This window comes from Nocardiopsis sp. iso_186 (assembly GCF_056173365.1).
Window position 1 is genome coordinate 2,001,942 of sequence record NZ_CM149670.1, and the last position, 19,435, is coordinate 2,021,376.

General features: G+C 68.7%; 20 protein-coding genes. 12 read left to right on the top strand and 8 right to left on the bottom strand.

Features of this window, described 5'->3' with window-relative positions:
- Window positions 1-43 precede the first annotated feature (43 nt).
- Window positions 44-799: an HNH endonuclease family protein gene (locus tag AC0VYP_RS08960; protein WP_285760413.1), complete on the top strand. Its 756-nt coding sequence runs from the start codon at window positions 44-46 to the stop codon at window positions 797-799.
- Here AC0VYP_RS08960 and AC0VYP_RS08965 read toward each other — a convergent pair.
- The gene (locus AC0VYP_RS08965) at window positions 796-2,031 is read right to left on the bottom strand and encodes an MFS transporter (RefSeq protein ID WP_475473445.1); all 1,236 of its coding nucleotides are present in this window, start codon (window positions 2,029-2,031) and stop codon (window positions 796-798) included. The genes AC0VYP_RS08960 and AC0VYP_RS08965 overlap by 4 nt on opposite strands.
- Window positions 2,032-2,303: 272 nt before the next feature.
- Between AC0VYP_RS08965 and AC0VYP_RS08970 the strand changes: the two genes are divergently transcribed.
- Both AC0VYP_RS08970 and AC0VYP_RS08975 read left to right on the top strand, forming a co-directional pair.
- The gene (locus tag AC0VYP_RS08970; protein WP_475473447.1) at window positions 2,304-2,894 is read left to right on the top strand and encodes a GNAT family N-acetyltransferase; all 591 of its coding nucleotides are present in this window, start codon (window positions 2,304-2,306) and stop codon (window positions 2,892-2,894) included.
- 179 nt (window positions 2,895-3,073) lie between these two features.
- On the top strand, window positions 3,074-4,375 hold the full coding sequence (locus tag AC0VYP_RS08975) for a phosphoribosyltransferase family protein (RefSeq protein ID WP_475473449.1): 1,302 nt from the start codon (window positions 3,074-3,076) through the stop codon (window positions 4,373-4,375).
- 200 nt (window positions 4,376-4,575) lie between these two features.
- Here AC0VYP_RS08975 and AC0VYP_RS08980 read toward each other — a convergent pair whose 3' ends face one another.
- The 3 genes from AC0VYP_RS08980 to AC0VYP_RS08990 form a co-directional block, all read right to left on the bottom strand.
- A complete protein-coding gene (locus AC0VYP_RS08980) occupies window positions 4,576-4,875 on the bottom strand; it encodes a WhiB family transcriptional regulator (protein ID WP_267887221.1) in 300 nt (99 codons plus the stop codon).
- Window positions 4,876-5,326: 451 nt separating this feature from the next.
- A complete protein-coding gene (locus AC0VYP_RS08985; RefSeq protein WP_285760409.1) occupies window positions 5,327-5,968 on the bottom strand; it encodes an MBL fold metallo-hydrolase in 642 nt (213 codons plus the stop codon).
- A 47-nt stretch (window positions 5,969-6,015) separates the two neighbouring features.
- Window positions 6,016-6,192: a hypothetical protein gene (locus AC0VYP_RS08990; RefSeq protein WP_285760408.1), complete on the bottom strand. Its 177-nt coding sequence runs from the start codon at window positions 6,190-6,192 to the stop codon at window positions 6,016-6,018.
- 238 nt (window positions 6,193-6,430) lie between these two features.
- Between AC0VYP_RS08990 and AC0VYP_RS08995 the strand changes: the two genes are divergently transcribed.
- The 6 genes from AC0VYP_RS08995 (at window position 6,431) to AC0VYP_RS09020 (ending at window position 13,315) form a co-directional block, all read left to right on the top strand.
- A complete protein-coding gene (locus tag AC0VYP_RS08995; RefSeq protein ID WP_285760591.1) occupies window positions 6,431-6,838 on the top strand; it encodes a YccF domain-containing protein in 408 nt (135 codons plus the stop codon).
- A 108-nt stretch (window positions 6,839-6,946) separates the two neighbouring features.
- The gene (locus AC0VYP_RS09000) at window positions 6,947-8,230 is read left to right on the top strand and encodes an AI-2E family transporter (protein ID WP_285760407.1); all 1,284 of its coding nucleotides are present in this window, start codon (window positions 6,947-6,949) and stop codon (window positions 8,228-8,230) included.
- A 223-nt stretch (window positions 8,231-8,453) separates the two neighbouring features.
- Entirely contained in the window at window positions 8,454-10,052 is a 1,599-nt protein-coding gene (locus AC0VYP_RS09005) for an ABC-F family ATP-binding cassette domain-containing protein (RefSeq protein ID WP_475473452.1), read from the top strand.
- 183 nt (window positions 10,053-10,235) lie between these two features.
- Window positions 10,236-10,448: a helix-turn-helix domain-containing protein gene (locus AC0VYP_RS09010; protein ID WP_285760405.1), complete on the top strand. Its 213-nt coding sequence runs from the start codon at window positions 10,236-10,238 to the stop codon at window positions 10,446-10,448.
- Between the two features lie 94 nt (window positions 10,449-10,542).
- Entirely contained in the window at window positions 10,543-11,352 is an 810-nt protein-coding gene (locus AC0VYP_RS09015) for an enoyl-CoA hydratase/isomerase family protein (RefSeq protein ID WP_475473453.1), read from the top strand.
- Between the two features lie 397 nt (window positions 11,353-11,749).
- A complete protein-coding gene (locus tag AC0VYP_RS09020; RefSeq protein WP_475473455.1) occupies window positions 11,750-13,315 on the top strand; it encodes a DEAD/DEAH box helicase in 1,566 nt (521 codons plus the stop codon).
- A gap of 82 nt (window positions 13,316-13,397) precedes the next feature.
- On the opposite strand, the gene AC0VYP_RS09025 is transcribed toward AC0VYP_RS09020, so the two are convergent.
- Window positions 13,398-13,706 (bottom strand): hypothetical protein, encoded by a 309-nt coding sequence (locus AC0VYP_RS09025; RefSeq protein ID WP_285760402.1) that lies wholly within the window; start codon window positions 13,704-13,706, stop codon window positions 13,398-13,400.
- A 148-nt stretch (window positions 13,707-13,854) separates the two neighbouring features.
- Here AC0VYP_RS09025 and AC0VYP_RS09030 point away from each other — a divergent pair, with 148 nt between their 5' ends.
- The 3 genes from AC0VYP_RS09030 (at window position 13,855) to AC0VYP_RS09040 (ending at window position 16,787) form a co-directional block, all read left to right on the top strand.
- Complete coding sequence (locus AC0VYP_RS09030) at window positions 13,855-14,868, top strand: NADP-dependent oxidoreductase (RefSeq protein WP_285760590.1); 1,014 nt, start codon at window positions 13,855-13,857, stop codon at window positions 14,866-14,868.
- A 99-nt stretch (window positions 14,869-14,967) separates the two neighbouring features.
- Complete coding sequence (locus AC0VYP_RS09035; protein WP_285760401.1) at window positions 14,968-16,035, top strand: permease; 1,068 nt, start codon at window positions 14,968-14,970, stop codon at window positions 16,033-16,035.
- Window positions 16,032-16,787 (top strand): TIGR03943 family putative permease subunit, encoded by a 756-nt coding sequence (locus AC0VYP_RS09040; protein WP_285760589.1) that lies wholly within the window; start codon window positions 16,032-16,034, stop codon window positions 16,785-16,787. Before AC0VYP_RS09035 ends, AC0VYP_RS09040 begins: the two co-directional genes overlap by 4 nt.
- Before the next feature lie 39 nt (window positions 16,788-16,826).
- On the opposite strand, the gene AC0VYP_RS09045 is transcribed toward AC0VYP_RS09040, so the two are convergent.
- From AC0VYP_RS09045 to AC0VYP_RS09055, 3 genes are read right to left on the bottom strand one after another with little or no spacing between them, the layout of a single operon-like run.
- Window positions 16,827-17,627 (bottom strand): IclR family transcriptional regulator, encoded by an 801-nt coding sequence (locus tag AC0VYP_RS09045; protein WP_475473458.1) that lies wholly within the window; start codon window positions 17,625-17,627, stop codon window positions 16,827-16,829.
- Complete coding sequence (locus AC0VYP_RS09050; RefSeq protein ID WP_285760398.1) at window positions 17,624-18,487, bottom strand: carbohydrate ABC transporter permease; 864 nt, start codon at window positions 18,485-18,487, stop codon at window positions 17,624-17,626. Before AC0VYP_RS09050 ends, AC0VYP_RS09045 begins: the two co-directional genes overlap by 4 nt.
- On the bottom strand, window positions 18,484-19,434 hold the full coding sequence (locus tag AC0VYP_RS09055; protein WP_285760397.1) for a carbohydrate ABC transporter permease: 951 nt from the start codon (window positions 19,432-19,434) through the stop codon (window positions 18,484-18,486). Before AC0VYP_RS09055 ends, AC0VYP_RS09050 begins: the two co-directional genes overlap by 4 nt.
- Window position 19,435: the final 1 nt, after the last annotated feature.

Genomic DNA, 19,435 nt, shown 5'->3' on the forward strand with positions numbered 1-19,435 from the left:
CCCCCACGACCCCGCCCCGACCCGGGCGGGCGAAGAGAGCAAAATGGCGCGATCGACCAAGAAGCCCCCCAAGTCCCCGAAGTCCACCATCACCGGCCTGGTCGCCTCCATCGCTGCGCTGGCGGTGGCCGCACTCCTGGTTGCCTTCCTCACCGGCAACAACGTCATCGATGTCTTCCGCGACCTCAGCGGCCAGGAGGGCCAGGGCGGTTCCGGTGGCAGCACCGAGCAGCAGGGACCGGCCACCGAGGCCGATGCGGAGCAGGCCCGCGAGCAGTTGGCCGCCCTCCAGATCACCGAGCCCGCACCCCGCGGCGACTACGAACGCAGCGAGTTCGGCAGCGGCTGGATCGACACCGACAAGAACGGCTGCTCCACCCGCAACGACGTGCTCGCCCGCGACCTCACCGACACCGATATCGCCCCCGACTGCAAGGTGCACAGCGGCACACTGGACGACCCCTACACCGGCCAGAGCATCGAGTTCAGCAGCCAGGACCCCCAGGCGGTGCAGATCGATCACGTGGTGCCGCTCTCACTGGCCTGGCGTATGGGAGCCGACCAGTGGGATCGCGACCGGCGTGTGGAGTTCGCCAACGACTTCGGCAACCTGTTGGCCTCCGACGGTCCCGCCAACCGGCAGAAGAGCGACTCCGGTCCCGGGGAATGGCAGCCCTACGAGGGGTACCGCTGCTCCTATGCCGTGGCATACGTGGACGTGAGCCATCGCTACGAACTCCCTGTCTCCACAGCCGACCACGACGGACTGACCGAAATGCTCGACACCTGCGCCTCCTAGCCGGAGCCGTCACCCGGGAGCCGGCCCGGAACCGCTGTGCGTGGACGCAGACTCCAGGCCAGGCACGCAGCGACCAGGCCGGCCACCGGAACCGCCAGCAGGCCCACGCGTAGCGACGACAGGTCACCGATGGCGCCGATCAGGGGCGGGAAGGCCAGGAATCCCAGCCTGGCCAACCACGCCACCACGGTCACGCCGTCACCGCTGCGCACGCCCGGGATCTCACCGGCCGCGGCCAACGCGAGCGGAAAGAGGGGAGCCACCCCCAGTCCGCACAGACCGAACCCGACGATCGTCAGCATCTGGCCGCCACCGGCCAGTGCGAGGCCGAGCCCGACCGCAGACAGCAGAAGGCCGCTCCGGGCCACCGTCACCGCTCCGAACGCGTCGGTGAGCCGGTCGCCCACCAGGCGGCCCAGCGTCATCATCGCCTGGCAGGCGACGAAGGGCAGTCCGGCCAGGAAAGCGGTCGCGGAGAGTTCGTCACGCATGTAGACCGCGCCCCAGGAAGCCGCCGCATCCTCGATCGCGCCCGAGAGCATCAGCAGGACGCTCAGCGCCATCAGCAGGCCCAGTGCCCCTGAAGGCAGTCGCCATCGTCGGCCCCGCACCGTGGTGGCCCCGTCGGCCCGTTCGCTGTGCTCGGCGCCGCCCAGCAGGAACTGCGCCGCCACCAACGACGCCAGGGTCAGCGTCACGGCGACGCCCGTCAAGTGTCCGACGATGGGTATTCCCAGCCCGGCCATGAGGACGCCCAGGAGTCCGCCCGCAACCGCCGCGATGCTCCAGACCGCGTGGAAGGTGTTGATGATGGTGCGCGCATAGCGCCTCTGCACCCGCAACCCGTGGGCGTTCATCGCGGAGTCGCCCCAGGTGTCGCCGCACCCCAGCACGAAGAGCGCCGTGGCCAGTACCCCCCAGGACGGAGCGAGCGCCACGACCGGCAGCGTCCACGCGGCCAGGATTCCGGAGGCGACCGCGACCCGGCCGCTGCCAAACCGTGCGATGAGCGGTCCCGCCACCATTCCGGTCAACGCCGCGCCCAACGGCATCGCCGCGATCGCGGTCCCCAGTGCGGCGTTGGACAGGTCCAACCGGTCCTTGATGATCGGCAGCCAGGGCACCACGTTGGTGTAGGTGAAACCGTTGATCGCGAACAGTGCGAGCACGGAGGTCCTGGCCCGCTGCGCCTGGGCATCGGGTGGCGCCGTTGTGCGCTGAACGCCGGTCACCGTTCTCCCTCGGCGGATCCTGCGGGGGCCTGGATTGCACCATCGGCGGACTGTGCGGGCACTCGCTCATCCCCTCGGGTCGATGACCGGGGCAGCTTCGGTACAAACGCTTAGGCTGTGAGCGCTCCCCTGCCGATGGGATACGGACCGCCCGGAGCTGCTGACGACCTTCCGACCCTAATCCTTCACATGAAGTTGCGGAATCGGTTTCACCCCCTCTAAATATGAACTCCCGGACCTGCTTCCCCCCGGACGACCGGAGCCTCGTACCGATGATCGACATGACCGCACTGCGCGAGAAGCCGGTACTGGCCGGCGAGCACGTTCGACTGGTACCGCTGACCGAGGAGCACGCTGAGGTCTTTCACGCCTCGACGTTGGACCCCGAGGTTCGGAGGTTGACCGGCACCCATCGGTTCCTCGACCGGAAGGAGGCCGAGGACTGGTGCGCCACCCGCGACGCGCAGGCCGACCGGCTGGACCTGGCGATCATCGAGCAGCACAGCGGCAGGTTCTTCGGTGAACTGTCCCTTATGAGCGTTGATGTCAACAACGAGAGCGCGGCCTACCGCATCGCGCTCTCGGCGATCGAGTTCACCGGTCGTGGTCTCGGCAAGGAGGCGACCCGCCTGTTGCTCGACTACGCCTTCGACCGGATCGGACTCCACCGGGTCTGGCTTCGTGTCTATGCGTTCAACATGCGCGCCATCGCCGCCTATCTCTCCTGTGGTTTCACCGTCGAAGGGCGGATGCGCGACGCGCTGCTGTGGGAAGGCCGTCGCCACGACGCACTGCTGATGTCGGTCCTGCGTGACGACCCGCGAAAAGACGGCGGACGAGCGGTCGCCGGTCAGGGCCTCTGATTCGACGGCCGGCCGGTAGCGCTTCGGAAAACGCGCGTCGCGGGCCGGGGCAAGGGCCGACAACCGTACTGATGGTTCCCCGGGCGGATCGGCCGCTCCGTCGTGGTTGGTCCGGCGACTTCAACGGGTATGCCGGTAGGCACGTTTTCCGTGCAGAGCCGAGTTGTGCGGTGGTTGCCGTGAGTCCACTACCCGTATCACTGCCGTTCGCCGACCGGGCAGAGGCCGGACGACTGCTCGCCGAACGGGTGGGCGCCCTTGCCGAAACCGACCCGGTCGTGATCGCGCTGCCGCGCGGTGGGGTGCCGGTGGGTGCGGAACTGGCCAGGCGATTATCCGTTCCATTGGACGTCCTGGTAGTGCGCAAGATCGGTCTGCCGGGCCGCCCTGAGGCCGGAGTCGGAGCCCTCGCCGAAGACGGGCACGTCTGCTACGACGACGGCACGTTGTCGAGGCTGCGCCTGTCCCGTGGGCAGTTGGCCGATGTGGTCGGTGCCGAGCGCGTCGAACTCGGACGCCGCCTGGAGGTCTATCGGGGAGACAGACAGGCGCCCAGACTCACCGGCCGCGACGTCATCGTCGTCAACGACGGTGCGGCCACCGGTGGCACCGCCCGAACCGCACTGCGCATGGTGCGTCGTCAGTGCCCGGCCCGGCTCTTCCTCGCGGTCCCGGTCATCGCGCCCCGGGCGCTCACCCTGTTGCAACCGGAGGCCGACCAGGTTGTCGCGCTGGCCGTTCCGGAGAACTTTCGGGCGGTGGGGGAGTGGTACCGCGATTTCACCCAGGTGGGCGACGGCCACGTCACTGCCGTGCTGACCGAGTTGCGCGACGCCGACTCCACGGGGCAGACCGAGCGTGCTGTTCGTGTCCAGGTGCACGACCGGCACCTGGACGGCGACCTCACCCTGCCGGCAGCCATCCGCGGGGCGGTCGTGTGCGGGGTCGGGCACGGCAGGGGCAGTCCCTACAACCGTGCCATCGGCACGGTCCTGCGCCAAAGCGGGTACGCCACCCTGCTGCTCGACCTTCTCACCCCCGCAGAGCGCAACGAGGCGGCCAACGGCGGAAGCGGGGCAGGCCCCCTTGTGCTGGGGGACCGATTGGCGGCCGCGGTGAGCTGGTTGCGTCGGGCCACCACCGTGGCCGGCGGCCCGGTCGGTCTGCTGGGCATCGGCACCGCGGCGCCGGCGGCTCTGGTGGCCGCGGCCCGGCTGCCGCACGACGTGGGAGCGCTGGTGCTCAGCGGTGGCCGGATCGACCTGGCCGGTGACGCGCTTTCGCAGGTCCGCTCCCCGGCGCTGATCATGGTGCGGGGGGCGGACCCGTTCGTCCGGGAACTCGCCGAGTGGGCGTTGGGCCGGTTGGGGGCGCCCTACGAGCTGGTCGTACTTCCGGGCGCCGAACAGCTGCTCGACCACTCGGAGGAATGGCGCTCGGTGGGAGAGCGGGCCGCGGAGTGGTTCCGGCGCACTCTCTGACGGGGGTACCGGTGGCTGGACGACACCGCGGCGCCCTCGACGAGGAAACGTCGGGGCGCCGCGGGGAACGGCCGATCGGGCCGGATACTGAGTTGTTGCCGGGGGAGGTCCGTTAGGGAACGTGCCTTGCCGGTCCTTGCCGAGCCACCCAAAGGGGGCGGGTGCTCAGCGCCGCGATTCTCGCCGGGGGCGAGGCGGGATCAGGCTGCGTTGGCGCGGCGCATACGACGCCGGCGCTCGGACGCGCGCTCGTCTTCGTTGAGCCCGCCCCACGTTCCGTACTTCTCGGGACGCGAGATCGCGTAGTCGAGACATTCGGTGCGGACGGGGCAGTGAGCGCAGATCTCCTTGGCCTTGCGCTCGCGAATCTCCCGCTCCGGCTGGCGTTCGCCATCCGGGCCGAAGAAGAGCACAAGGTCCTCGCCCCGGCACGCGGCGGCATCCTGCCACCCCCAGCTCGGGCGGGGGCGCAGCGCGGCCTGCCGACGTACCTGAGACATGGTTGAACCACCTCTACTGAAATCGCTAGTAAGCTATGTGCAAGCTGATGATCAAACTGGGCAAAGCTACGTGAGTCGCCCAGCACGGTGTTAACGCCGTGCTGTGCTTCGGTGTTCCCCGTGTGGTTGAGACCACGCTGGCGCAGATCCGCCGAATCGGCGGGCGCTCACGCGACGGGCCGAGGAGGCGGAAGACGCTCTCCCTGCGGGCCGGTACGTAATCATGCCATCCCCGCTCCCGATCGCGCACGGGGGGTAGGGAAATTCCTCGCTGAACCGTTACCGAAAACTAGATTAGGGCACTGGACGAACCGGGTACCTGTCATGGTTTACGGCAGAAATACGTGATCCACCCCTGACGGGACGGATAAGGAACATCCTAGGGGGGTTTTCGGTCTCTGGCCAGAGGTCTGTGTTGATACGCCGGTCACATCCTTGTCGCCGATGGCGCTCACACCTCACTGCTCTCTCCGGGCGACAGTCGTTCGTATCCCGCGTCGCTGCCGGTCATGGCCAGATTGCGTCCGTAGACGGCTATCCCGTTCTCGTTGAGCAGCCCGTCGTGGATGGCGACACTCCGTCTGGCCCCGACCGCGCGGACGTAGTCGATGAGTTCCGCGGACTTCATCCAGGGGGCGTGCAGCGGGACCAGGAGTGTGCCGACCGGATCGTCGGGAACGGTGTAGGCGTCGCCGGGATGGAACACCCCGCCGGTAGGGGTATCAATCCGAAACCCGATGTTGGGTACGACCGGAATATCGGGGTGGATGACAGCGTGCCGCTCCCCGTGCACCTGGACGTCGAACCCCTCGACCTCGAAGCGGTCGCCCGACTCCACGCCCAGGTGGGTCACCCCGAGAGGGAGCAGGTGCGGGGCGAGCGAAGGGTGCGCGTACACCCGCAGCCCCGGGTTGGCGGCCGCAGCCGCACGCAACCGGTCGGTGTCGAGGTGGTCGGGATGCTCGTGCGTGATGGCGACGACGTCGGCACCCACCGCGGCCTCCTCCTCGCTGAAGGAGCCGGGGTCGATCACCAGCGTCGCTCCGTCTTTCTCCAGACGCACGCACGAGTGGCCGAGTTTGGTCAATCGCATGACCGCCTCCTTGACTGTCGGCGTTCTGCCGCGTTGGTCCGGGTGGCCTACCCGCCGACTCCGACGCTATTCACCCGGCGCTGGGACAACTGCCGTCCGGTCCGCTTCACCCGGCGCAGCAACTCATCCATCACGGAGGCGTCAACGGAGTCGCGTGCAGTCGAGATCCTCGGCGGATCGGCCGGCAGGGGCAGCAGGACCTCGGCTTCTCGTGTCTTCTCCACGACGCATGGCCTCCCCATGGCGAACAGACGCCACACCGGAGGCAAATAGATTTTTGGCCCGGCGTTTCCCGGGAAGGGGAACGAAGCGGGACAACAGGGCTTCCCCTAGGGGGGAAGTACGGGATGGGCGCCGGAACTGGTGGCGCCGCGTCCCCGTCAGACGTAGTAGACCTTGAGCGGTCGCCGCCGTTGTCGGCCGACCGTGCAAAGACCAAAGAAGAATGAGGTGTCGGGCAACGTGGGCCTGCTGCGGTTAATCCTTAACATCATCTGGCTGTTCGTGGCGGGGCTCTGGCTTGCGATTGGTTACGCCATCGCCGGGATCATCTGCTGCATCCTCATCATCACCATCCCCTTCGGTGTCGCGTCCTTCCGGATGGCCGCTTACGCGCTCTGGCCTTTCGGCCGCGACCTGGTGCGCCGTCATGATGCCGGCACCGCCAGCACCGTCGGCAACGTCATCTGGATCATCGTGGCCGGCTGGTGGCTGACCATCGGTCACATCACGACCGCGGCGGCGCTTGCGATCACCATCATCGGTATCCCCATGGCCTGGGCGTCGATCAAGATGATTCCGATGGCCCTCGCGCCGTTCGGCAACGAGGTCGTTCCCTCCGGTTCCCACCGATCCACATGGGGCATCTGATTCGAATAGGTCCTTGAGCGACCGCGGTCAGGGGTACGGGTCCGAGTGCTTCGGACCCGTACCCAGTCGGTGGGAAACGGGGCCGAGTGGGACTTAAGGGGTAAAAAGGTGGAATTCAAGCGATCGAAATGGTGGTCCGCGGCGCGCAAGCGTCGTGCGGCGCGGACCAGGGCTGTGCCCGCGCCCGAGTCGGTGCCGGCTCCCACACCGGAACCGGTGCACCAGGACGACCTCTTGAAGACGGTCAGCAATGCCGCCTGGCGCCTCTTGGTCATCGGGGTGGTGGTCGCCCTGCTGTTGTGGGGGGCGATCTACATCCGGGTCGTGGTCCTGCCGATCATCCTCGCCATTTTCGCCACGGCGCTGCTCATGCCGGTCGCCAACTGGCTGCGGTCAAAGGGGATGGGGCGCGGGACCGCCACCGCCATCACCGTGTTGGGGGCGCTGATCGCTTTCGGCGGCGTCGTCACCATCGTCGTGATGCCGGCGGTCTCGGGTTTCAACAGCATCGCCACCAGCGTCAACCAGGCCGTGGTCACGCTGCAGGACTTCGCCGCCTCGCTGGGATTAAACGACCGCCTGGTCAGTGACTGGGTGGCCAGCGCCCAGGCCGAGATCCAGCGCAACAGCAGCCAGTTGGTCAGCGGGACCTGGGCGGTGGCCGTCGGGGTCGGCGAGGTCCTGATCGGCGTGATCCTGGTCCTGGTCCTCACCGTCTACTTCGTGCACTCGGGCGACGAGCTGATGAAGTGGGTGCGCGAACTGTTCCCCCAACCGAGCCGTCGCGCGATCCAGATCGCCGGCGAGGTCAGTTACGACGTCATGGGCCGCTACGTGCGCGGGGTCGCGCTGGTGGGTCTGTTCGACGCCATCGGCATCGGCATCGTCCTGCTGTTCTGCCTCGACCCCACCCTGGCCTGGCCGCTCATCGTGTTGACCTTCATCGGTGCCTTCCTGCCGGTCATCGGTGCCTTCCTGACCGGGCTGATCTCGGTCCTGGTGGGCCTCGTCGCGGAAGGCTGGATCGTGGCGCTGATCATTCTGGCCGGCACTGTTGCCGTACAGCAGTTGGAGAGTCACGTCTTCGCCCCCCGTGTCTACGGAAAGGCCCTGGAGCTTCCTTCCGCGGTGGTGCTCCTGGCGATCGCCATCGGTTCGATCATCGGTGGCATCACCGGTGCGTTCCTGGCGACCCCGGTGGCAGCGGTCCTGGCCGCGCTGCTGCGCAACCGGCCCTTCGCGATCGCCGAGGCGCAGGTGCTCGGCGCCTCCGCTCCTTCCGTCCCGTCGCCCCAGGGCACAGCGGCCCCGGCAGCCCCGGCAGCCCCGGCGGCGTCGCCGGCCCCGACGACGCGTCCGGCCACCAGCCCACCCCCCGCGGCGGACGGGTAGCAGTCCTCTCCCGCCGGTTGCGTCCGGTCGGGCCACCGAATCCTGTGGACGGATCGGTGGCCCGGCCGCTTTACCGGACCGGTTAGGGTAGTGGGGTGCGTCTTGCGGACTGACGAGCCTTACGTCCCCAAACAGCGGTCCCCGCTCCATGAGCGGCTGAGCCGCCGAACCGTCGTCCCCTCCACGCACCCCGCGCGCCGTAGCGAGAAAGTCGTCATCACCCATGCTCATTGCTTCTGACCTCGAACTCCGTGTAGGCGCCCGCCTGCTGCTGGAGCCCACGTCCTTCCGGGTGGGCCCTGGCGACCGGATCGGCCTGGTCGGCCGCAACGGAGCCGGGAAAACGACGATGACCAAGGTCCTCGCCGGAGAGGGCATGCCGGTCGGTGGTGGGGTCACGTCCTCGGGGAGTATCGGTTACCTGCCCCAGGACCCGCGCACCGGCGACCTCGAAGTCCTGGCGCGCGACCGTATCCTCTCCGCCCGTGGCATCGACGACGTCCTCCGCACGATGCGTGCGGCCGAGCAGAAGATGACCAGCGACGTTCCCAAGACCCGCGACCAAGGGGTGCGCGCCTACGCGCGGGCCGAGGAGCGGTTGCACGTGCTGGGCGGTTACGCGGTCGAGTCCGAAGCGGCCTCGATCGCCACCAGCCTGGGGTTGCCCCAGCGCATCCTGGAGCAGCCGTTGCACACCCTCTCCGGCGGCCAGCGCCGCCGGGTCGAGCTGGCGCGCATCCTCTTCAGCGGTGCCGACACCCTGCTGTTGGACGAGCCCACCAACCACCTCGACGGTGACTCCATCGTCTGGCTGCGCGACTTCCTCAAGTCCCACCAGGGCGGGCTCATCGTGATCAGTCACGACGTGGAACTCGTCGAACACGTGGTCAACAAGGTCTTCTACCTCGACGCCAACCGCTGCGTCATCGACATCTACAACATGGGTTGGAAGGCCTACCAGACCCAGCGCGAGGCCGACGAGCGCCGGCGTCAACGCGAGCAGGCCAACGCCGAGAAGCAGGCGTCGGCCCTACAGAAGCAGGCCGACAAGTTCCGGGCCAAGGCCAGCAAGGCCAAAGCGGCCCAGCAGATGCTCAACCGTGCGGACCGCCTGCTCAACTCGGTCGCCGGCCAGCGGGTCGCCGACCGGGTCGCCAAACTGCGGTTCCCCGACCCCGCCCCCAGCGGTCGCACCCCGCTCGCCGCTGAAGGGCTCTCCAAGTCCTACGGGTCGTTGGAGATCTTCACGGGAGTCAACCTCGCCATCGACCGCGGCAGTCGGGTGGTCATCCTCGGTCTCAACGGTGCGGGCAAGACAACGCTGCTCCGGATCCTTGCCGGGGTGGAAAAGCCCGACACCGGAGGCGTGGTCCCGGGGCACGGGCTGCGGCTGGGCTACTACGCCCAGGAGCACGAGACCCTGGACACCGAGCGCTCGGTGCTGGCCAACATGATGAGCGCAGCTCCCGACCTGCCCGAGGTCGAGGCCCGTCGCACGCTGGGATCGTTCCTGTTCACCGGCGACGACGTTGACAAGCCGGCCAGCGTCCTCTCCGGTGGAGAGAAGACCCGGCTGGCGCTGGCCGCCCTGGTCGTCTCCAGTGCCAATGTGCTCCTCCTGGACGAGCCGACGAACAACCTCGACCCGGCCAGCCGCGAGGAGATCCTCAGCGCGCTGCGCAACTACAAGGGCGCGATCGTTCTGGTCACGCACGACGAGGGCGCGGTCGAGGCACTTCAGCCCGAAAGAGTCATCCTGTTGCCCGACGGCGTCGAGGACGTCTGGAACACCGAGTTTGCCGACCTCATCGCGCTGGCCTGACCTCCTGCGCAGCGCCGGACGGGTCCCGCAGGTGGTTCCCCGGCACGGTTTTTCGTACCCGGGAACCACCGCTATCACAACGACATCCTTTCTTTCCCCTCCGGTGGGTAGCCAGTTGGCGGTCCATGGCTGATCATGGGCAGCAATGTGTCGCCCATCTCGCTGACCCACCAGGAGGCATCCGTGGCAGAGACTCTGAGAAAGGGCACCCGCGTGACGGGAAGCGATCGGTCGGATCTTGCCTCTGACCTGAAGGAACGCTACGAGCAGGGGGAAAGTATCCGCTCGCTCGCCGCTGCCACCGGGCGCTCCTACGGTTTTGTGCACCGGTTGCTCACCGAGGCGGGCGTGGTGTTGCGTGGCCGCGGCGGTGCCACGCGCAGAAACCAGGGGTGAGTCCCGCGCGCCGGGGGCGTGCGGGCTACGGTCTCTTCCAACAACGGTAAACCGAACCGGATTCTGGGTGCGGTCCGAGTGCGCGGAGGCATGTATGGGGCAGGCGACGATCCCCTCGACCGAGGAATTGGCCGCGGCGGGGCTGGGTATGGCGGTCAACGGTGCCGTCGTGCGGATCACCATCGCACGCCCCGAACGCCGCAACGCCATGACCGGCCGAACCTGGACCACTCTGGCCCGGATCGGGCAGTCCCTTTCCGAGTCGGTGCGTGTCGTCGTGATCACGGGGGAGGGGGCCACCTTCTCCTCCGGTATCGACCTGGCGATGTTCGAGCCCGGCGGGGTCCCCGGTGAGGAGTCGCTGTTCGCCCGGGCCGTCAGCGACCCCGACGACACCGCCGCCCTGGACGCGGGAATCGCCGCCTACCAAGACGGCTACCTATGGTTGCGGCGGCCCGGCATCGTCTCCATCGCCGCTGTGCGGGGCCATGCCATCGGTGCCGGTTTTCAGCTTGCTCTGGCCTGCGACATCAGGGTTCTGGCCGACGACGCCCAGTTGTGCATGAAGGAGCCCGCGCTCGGTCTCGTCCCCGACCTCACCGGTACCAAGCCCCTTGTGGACCTGGTCGGCGTCAACCGCGCCATCGAGTTGTGCCTGACCGCTCGGACGGTCTCGGCACAGGAGGCCCACGAACTACGCCTGGCCGAACGCGTGGTGCCCGAGCCGCAGCTCGACGCCGCCGTAGCCGATTTGGTGGAAGCGCTACTGGCCACGCCGGTCGAGGCCGCGGCGGCCACCAAAGCACTGCTGCTTCAGGCCCGGCACAACGACCTCCCCACTCAGGCACGGGCAGAGCGCACCGCGCAGATCGCCCGCCTGCGCGCGCTGGTTGCGGGCGCCTAGCGGGTGCCGCGCGTGGTGCGCCCGCCCCGGGCGCAAGACGGTCCTGCCCGATCGCCCCGGGGCGTCTTCCCTTCAGTATTGATCGCGCCGGCCGTTGACCGGGGAGCGCGCAATCCCACCGCTGTTCGTGCGGCTTTTGGTCCCAGGCGGCTTTGTGCCGCAACGAGAACGTCCAGACCCGCTTACCGGTTCGTAAGAGTTGTCTAGTATGTTGTTCGAGGCGGTCAATTAGTGCTGCGCGCATCCGGCGCGCCGGGCCGCCTGGCGCCGGGGGAAGTCCATACCCCCCGTGTCGCGTTTACCCGGCGCGTTTGTGTGATTTCTTCGCGGTTCCATGTTGACCAACCTCGGAGCCTTCCTCGAAACGCAGCCCAACGATGAGGAAGGTTTACGTCACTTGACGGACAATGCCGCATGCCCGCAATTCGGTGATCTCGGTCTCCCCGAGGCGATCGTCGAAAAGCTGGCGCAGAACGGTGTGACCACCCCGTTCCCGATTCAGGCAGCGACCATTCCGGACGCCATCGCCGGTCGCGACGTGCTCGGCTGCGGGCGCACCGGATCCGGCAAGACCCTGGCCTTCGGCCTGCCGATGCTGGTTCGCGCGGCCCAGGCACGTGCGGAGTCCCGCCGCCCCCGCGGCCTCGTGCTGGTGCCCACCCGCGAACTCGCCCACCAGGTCCGCGACGCCCTGCTTCCCTACGCCCACGTGCTCGGCGTCCGCGTCGGCGACGTCGTCGGGGGCAGCTCCTACACCCGCCAGATCAGCGAACTGCGTCGCGGTATCGAGATCCTGGTCGCCACGCCCGGCCGCCTCAGCGACCTGATCGACCAGGGCGCCTGCGACCTGCGCGACGTCGAGCTGTCCGTGCTGGACGAGGCCGACCAGATGTGCGACATGGGTTTCATGCCCCAGGTCAGCGAGCTGCTCGACCAGGTGCGCCCCAAGGGGCAGACGCTGCTGTTCTCCGCGACCCTGGACGGCGACGTCAACAAACTGGTCCGCCGCTACATGAACGACCCGCAGACCCACTCGGTCAACCCGCCGGTCTCCCAGGTCAGCACGATGGAGCACCACCTGCTCAAGGTGCTTCCGCGCGACAAGAGCCGCATCATCACCGAGATTGCCGCCCGCGACGGTCGCACCATCCTGTTCGTGCGCAGCAAGCACCGCGCTGACAGCATCAGCGAGCAACTGGTCAACGCCGGCGTTCCGGCCGCTTCGCTGCACGGCGGCAAGACCCAGAGCGTACGCACCAAGACGCTGGCCAAGTTCCGCGAGGGCAAGATCCAGACCCTGGTCGCCACCGACGTCGCGGCCCGCGGTATCCACGTCAACGGCATCGACCTCGTGCTCAACGTCAACCTGCCCACCGGGCACAAGGACTACCTGCACCGCGGCGGCCGTACCGCCCGTGCGGGCGAGTCCGGTCGGGTCGTCTCCATCGTGGCACCCAACCAGCGCCGTCAGGCCCGCCGTCTGCTCATCGACGCCGGGGTGGACGCCAAGCAGCACCTGGTCAACCCCGGTGACGAGCTGCTGACCGAGGTCACCGGCGCCCGCGAGCCCTCGTGGGAGCCCTGGATCGAGCCGCCCGAGCCCGAGCGTCGCGGCCGTGGCCGCGGCGGTCCCCGCCGCGGTGGGTACGGAGGTGGGGGCGGCCGTCCGCGTCGCGACTTCGGTGACCGCGACAGCCGTCCGCGTCGCGACTTCGGTGAGCGTTCCCAGGGCGGCGAGCGCCGTTCGTTCGGTGACCGCGACGACCGTCCGCGCCGCGACTCCGCGGACCGCCCACAGGGCGAGCGCCGTTCGTTCGGCGACCGCGACGACCGTCCGCGCCGCGACTTCGGCGACCGCGAGGGCCGTCCCGCCTTCCGCAGTGACGACCGCCGGGGCGGCGGAGCACGCACGCCTGCCTTCCGTGGTGGTGACGACCGCCGTCAGGGCGCTCCGCGCGCCTGACCCCGCCTGAAACGCCGGTGGCCGCGCTCCCCTCGGGAGCGCGGCCACCGGCGTTTCACGGGCTGTTCGGGCGGCGCTCGTTCTACGGAGGGTTCCCCTCGCTCCCACCGCGCTTTCGCGCCGAGCGTGGCGGCCGCTTCTCCTGCACCACCCCGGTGTCCTTGAAAATGCCGATCGCCAAAGCGACCAGGCCGCCGAACGCGAACACCACGACGCCGATCCCGACCACGAGCCAGGACGGCCCCTGCGTCAGGCCGACCCCTGCCGTGATGAAGCCGACGACCATGACCAGAACCATCGCCCATGACGAGGCCCGCCCCTTGTGCGAGCGGTGCAGACCGGCCCCGTCGATGTCCGGTGCGTCGCCGAAGTGCCCCTGCCGGTCGTTCATGTCAATCCCCCTGACCAGGACAACTGCCCGTGGCCGCTCGACGCCAAACACCACGGAGGCGGACGGCATACTGCCGGTGTGAGACGGCGCGTTGTGGGAAGCCAATGGGGTGACCAGTCCCGCAGATCCAGGAAAGCCGAGTGCCGTCATGTCGGTCACCGCCCGTGAGATCCACCTCGCCGCCTACCCCAAGGGTGAGCCCACGCCCACCAACTTCACCCTGGCCGAGCGCGTGCTACCCGATCCCGGGCAGGGCGAGTTGCTGGTGCGCAACCTCGCGCTCTCGGTGGATCCCTACATGCGGGGCAAGATGACCGGTGTCCGCAGCTACACCGACCCCTACGAGATCGGCGAACCCATGGACGGCGCCGCCGTCGGTGTCGTCGAGGCGAGCGGGGACCCCTCCTATCCCGTCGGCACCACCGTCCTGCACGGCCAGGGCTGGCGTTCCCACGCCCTGCTGCCCGTCTCCTCGGTGCGTCCGGTCAACGTGACAGGGGACCTGCCCGCCAGCGCTTACCTCGGGGTCCTCGGGATGCCCGGCCAGACCGCCTACATCGGCCTCTTCCACAAGGCGGAGATGCGTGAGGGCGACACCGTGTTCGTCTCGGGCGCGGCCGGCGCGGTGGGCAGCGTCGTGGGACAACTGGCCAAACGCAACGGTGCCAAGCGGGTCATCGGCAGTGCGGGATCGTCGGAGAAGGTGCGCCACCTCGTCGAGGACCTCGGGTTCGACGCCGCCTTCAACTACAAGGACGGGCCGGTGCGCGACCAACTCGTCGAGGCGGCCCCCGACGGAATCGACGTCTACTTCGACAACGTCGGTGGCGAGCACCTGGAGGCAGCCATAGCGGTGGCCAACGATTTCGCCCGTTTCGCGCTGTGCGGAGCGATCTCCGGCTACAACGCCACCGAGCCGCCCCAGGCTCCGCGCAACCTCTTCCAGATCGTCGCCAAGCGGCTCACCCTGCGTGGTTTCATCGTCGGTGACAACCCCGAACTCGTGGGATCGTTCTACCGCGATGTGGCCCCTGCCGTGGCCGAGGGCGCCATCACCTTCCGAGAGACCATCGTGGACGGACTGGAGAACGCCCCCCGGGCGTTCATCGACATGCTGCGTGGCGCCAACACCGGGAAGATGATCGTGCGCCTCGGACAGTAACCGCCCCGGGAGGGCACAGCACGGCGGCGCACAGTGAAAACGGTTATCGGCTACCATGCGACGGAATCCCTGACTTCGACCGACGAGTGAGGATCCGGCGTGCCGGAACGACCATCCCCTGGGGCTCCTCCTGCCCTGGGCGACTCCCTGGCCCACGGGTGGGACGACCCCGACGGCCAGAACCTGCCGCCCGCGGACTGGGGGCGCCCCACTGGGCCGCGGCGTACCGCAACCATCTGGCTCTTCGCGCTGTTCATCATCGCACTGGCCGTTGGAAACGCGTGGCTGTCCGACACACTGACCAGTGAGGCGTTCCTCGCCTGGGCGACGATCTTCACCGCCATCAGCCTCCAGGCGCTGCCGTTCCTGGTGTTCGGCGTCGCATTGTCGGCGGCGCTGAGCGCGTTCGTCCCGGCGTCGTTCTGGCAGCGCGTCATCCCGCGCAGACCTGCCCTGGCGGTACCGGTGGCGGGCCTCTCCGGTGCCGTCCTGCCCGGCTGCGAGTGCGCCTCGGTGCCCGTGGCCAGCGGACTGATGCGCCAGGGGGTCGCCCCGGCTGCCGCGCTGACCTTCCTGCTGGCCGCCCCGGCCATCAACCCCATCGTCTTGGTGGCCACCGCGGTGGCCTTCCCGAACCAGCCCGAGATGGTGGCCGCGCGGTTCCTGGCGTCGCTCGGCGCGGCCGTGGTGGTCGGCTGGGTGTGGGCACGGTTCGGTCGCACCGACTGGCTGCGGCCGCCGCGCCGCCACCACGATCCCGACGCCTCCAAGTGGCTGGTCTTCCGGGAGTCCATGCAGCACGACCTCATGCACGCGGGAGGCTTCCTGGTCGTGGGCGGCCTGGCCGCAGCCACGCTCAACGTGCTCGTCCCCCGGGACTGGATCACGGCCGTCGCCGACCGGCCGGTGCTGTCGGTCCTGGTTCTTGCGCTGCTGGCCATCCTGCTGTCGATCTGCTCGGAGGCCGACGCGTTCGTCGCGGCGAGCCTGACCGCGTTCTCGCCCACCGCCAAGCTCGCCTTCCTGGTGGTCGGTCCCATGGTTGACCTCAAGCTCATCGCGTTGCAGGCCGGTACCTTCGGTTGGTCCTTCGTCTACCGGTTCGTGCCGCTCACGCTGGCAATGACCCTGATCTTCACCTTCGGAATCGGCTGGTGGCTGCTGTGAACCGGATCGCCCAAGGAATGGTCCTCGTCCTGCTGGGGGCCTCCGCGCTGAGTGTCACGCTCGCTTCAGGCCTCTACCTGAACTATGTGCAGGCGGCCTTCAAACCGTTCCTGGTCGCCGCCGGCGTCGTATTGGTCGTCCTCGGCGTTGTCGCCGTGGCCAGTGACCTGCTGGCCGCGGCGCGCGGCGCGGACGAGAACCCGGAGTCCGGGGGCGGCGATGACGACCACCACGGACACTCCCATGCGCGGGGTCCCGGAGTGGCCTGGCTGCTGCTCATGCCGGTCATCGCGGTGTTCGTGGTCGCGCCGCCGGCACTGGGCGCTTATACGGCCTCGGCGGCCAACCCGCCGGCGCCCTCCGACGTCGAGGCCGGTTCCCTGGACGAGTTCGGCGCCGATGTCCCGGCCGGTGAGCCCGTGCCCATGGAGCTCCAGGCGTTCGTCATGCGTGCCTGGACCGACGCGGACCGGCAAATGGCCGGGCGCGAGATCGAGCTCACCGGGTTCGCGGTACCCAACCCCGAGGGGGAGGGCTGGTATCTGGCGCGGTTGCAGATGGCCTGTTGCGCGGCGGACGCCATCGTCAACCGTGTCCTGGTCGAGAACGAGCCGGAGCCACCCAAGGACTCGTGGTGGACGGTCACCGGGACCTGGGCGGAGCCCGAGGGCGACCTTCAGGAGATCCGGGACCACCGGTTCACCGTCGGCGAGATGACCGCGGTGGACAACCCCCCGGATCCCTACGAGTAGTCGGAGCCCCACGTCGAGGGGCGAGTACGCGAGGGCGGGTCAGATCCGGCGGGCGCCCAGCTCACCGGATATGCGTGCGGCCGTGCCGACCACATCGGGCCCCAGCTCGCGGACCTGGGCGGCGGTGAGCCGGCTGGCCAGGGAGGAGACGCTGATCGCGGCGGTGGCCTCGTCGTTGTGGTCGAACACCGCGGCGGCCACGCACCGGACCTCCGGCTCGTTCTCCCGGTCGTCGATGGCGTAACCGCGTTCGCGCACGCGCACCAGTTCGCGCCGGAAGGCATCGGGATCGGTGATGGTCTTCCCCGTCACCGGGGGCAGCCCTGCGGCGACCACGTCGTTGACCAGGTCGGGCGGACCGTGGGACAGGATGGCCTTGCCCACCGCGGTGCGGTAGGCGGGCATGCGCGCCCCGATCCGTGAGGCCATGCGCACCGTGGCGGTGTCCTCGACCTTGTCCGCGTAGACGACGTCCAGTCCCTCCAGCACCACCAGGTGGCAGGTGTGCCCGGTGCGCCGCATCAGCTCCCGCAGGTGCTTGGACGCCACCGAGCGCAGGTCCAGCTGGTCGAGGTAGGCCTGTCCGAGTGAGAGCGCGGCGGCGCCCAGGCGGAACCGGCCGGTCTCGCGGTCCCGGGTCAGCAGCCGGGCCTCCAGGAGCGGGGTGGCCAGCCGCAGGACGGTGCTTTTGTTCAGTTCCAGGGCCTCGGCCAGGTGGGTGAGGCTCACCCCTCGACTGCCTGCCGGCTGGAAACGCACCTGTTCCAGGATGGCCAGTGCGCGGCGCAGCGACGCCGAGGAGTTGCGTGCGGGCCGCGTCCCCGGGGTGTCGGCCGTCATCCCTTCACCGCCCCTCCCAGTCCGGAGACGAGGTGGCGCTGGACCAGGATGAAGAACACCAGGACGGGGATGGTCATCAGCACCGATCCCGCCATGATGCCACCCCAGTCGTTCTCGTCGGGTTTGAAGAAGGTCAGGAGCGCGATGGGCAGCGTCTGGTTCTCCTGCGCCGAGATGATGAAAGTCCTGGCGAAGAGGAAGTCGTTCCAAGTGGCGATGAAGGAGAAGATGCTGCACGCGACCACCCCCGGCGCCACGAGCGGGAACAGGATGCGTCGCACGAAGGTGAAGCTGCCGGCCCCGTCCAGCCGGGCGGCCTCTTCCACTTCGCGCGGGACCGCCGCGACGAACCCTCGCAGCATCCAGATCGCGAAGGGGATCGAGAAGGCGAGGTGCACCAGGACGAGGGAACCGAGATGGTTGAGGCCGAGCGCCGGAACGGTTCCGCCGATGTTGCGCATGAGGAAGAACAGCGGGATGGTCAGTGCCTCCACCGGAACCATCTGGGCGACCAGCACCATGACCAGCAGGGTCGTGCGGCTGCGGAACCGGTAGCGGGTCAGGGCGACAGCGGCGAGGAACGCGCACACCGTGGACAGCACCACCACCGCGGCGGCGATCAACAGGCTGTTGAACAGGTACTGGCCGAATCCGTCCACCAGGATCACCCGGCGAAACGACTCCAGGGTGGGGGCGAGGGTGAACGGGGTGGCGTCTCCGGCCTCCAGTTCGGTGCGCGGTCGCAGCGCCGACAGCAGCATCCAGTACAGCGGGAACGCAACGACCGCTGCCACCGCCAGTGCTGCCAGGTCGGCCAGCGGGAACCGCCGTCGGGTGCGACCGGTGGTCGAAGTACTCACAAGACCTCCCCGTTGCGGCGCAGGACGCGCAGGTAGACCAGCGTGATGGCCAGGAGCAGCAGGGTGGTGACCACGCCGATGGCCGAGCCGAGCCCGTACTCGCTGGCGGCGAACGCCTGCTGGTAGCCGTAGACGTTGAGGACCAGGTTCTGGCCCGAGACACCACCGCCGTTGGTCATGATGTAGATCTGCGTGAAGATCTTGAAGTCCCAGATGATCGACTGGATCGTCACGATCATCATCACCGGGCGCAGCATCGGCAGCATGATGCTCCAGGCGATGCGGGGGGTTGTGGCGCCGTCCAGCCTGGCTGCCTCCACGATCTCCTCGGGAATCGACTGGATCCCCGCGTACAGCGTCACCATGACGAAGGGGAACGAGCACCACACCACCTGCGCGCCGACCAGGCCGAAGGCCGACCACTTGTCGTAGGTCCAGGAATGTCCGGCGAACCCGTCGAACCCGATCCCCGCCAAGGTCTGGTTGACCAGCCCCAGGGTGGGATCGAAGAGGAACAGCCACACCGCACTCCCGGTCACCGCGGGGGTCGCCCAGGCAGCCAGCGCTGTCAGGAACAGTGCGGTGCGCACCCAGGGACGCAGCCGCGTGGCCAGCACCGCCAGGGAACCGCCGACCAGCAGCGTGCCCAGGACACAGGCCCCGGCGAAGACCGTCGTGTTGGCGAGAACCGTCCAGAACCGCTCGCTGCCCAGTAGGGCCGTGTAGTTGTCCAGCCCGATGAAACGCAGCGGCTCGGTTCCGCTGACCTGTGCCTGGCGGTAGTCGAACAGCGAGACGAGGCCGAGCTGGTACAGGGGGTAGACCAGCATGACGGCGAGGATCACCAGCGCGGGCGCGAGATAGACCCATGGTTCGTGGCCGCCGCGTCGGCGGCCGGGGGCTTTGCGGCCCCCGGCCTGCCGCACGGGCAGAACGGGTGTTGTCATC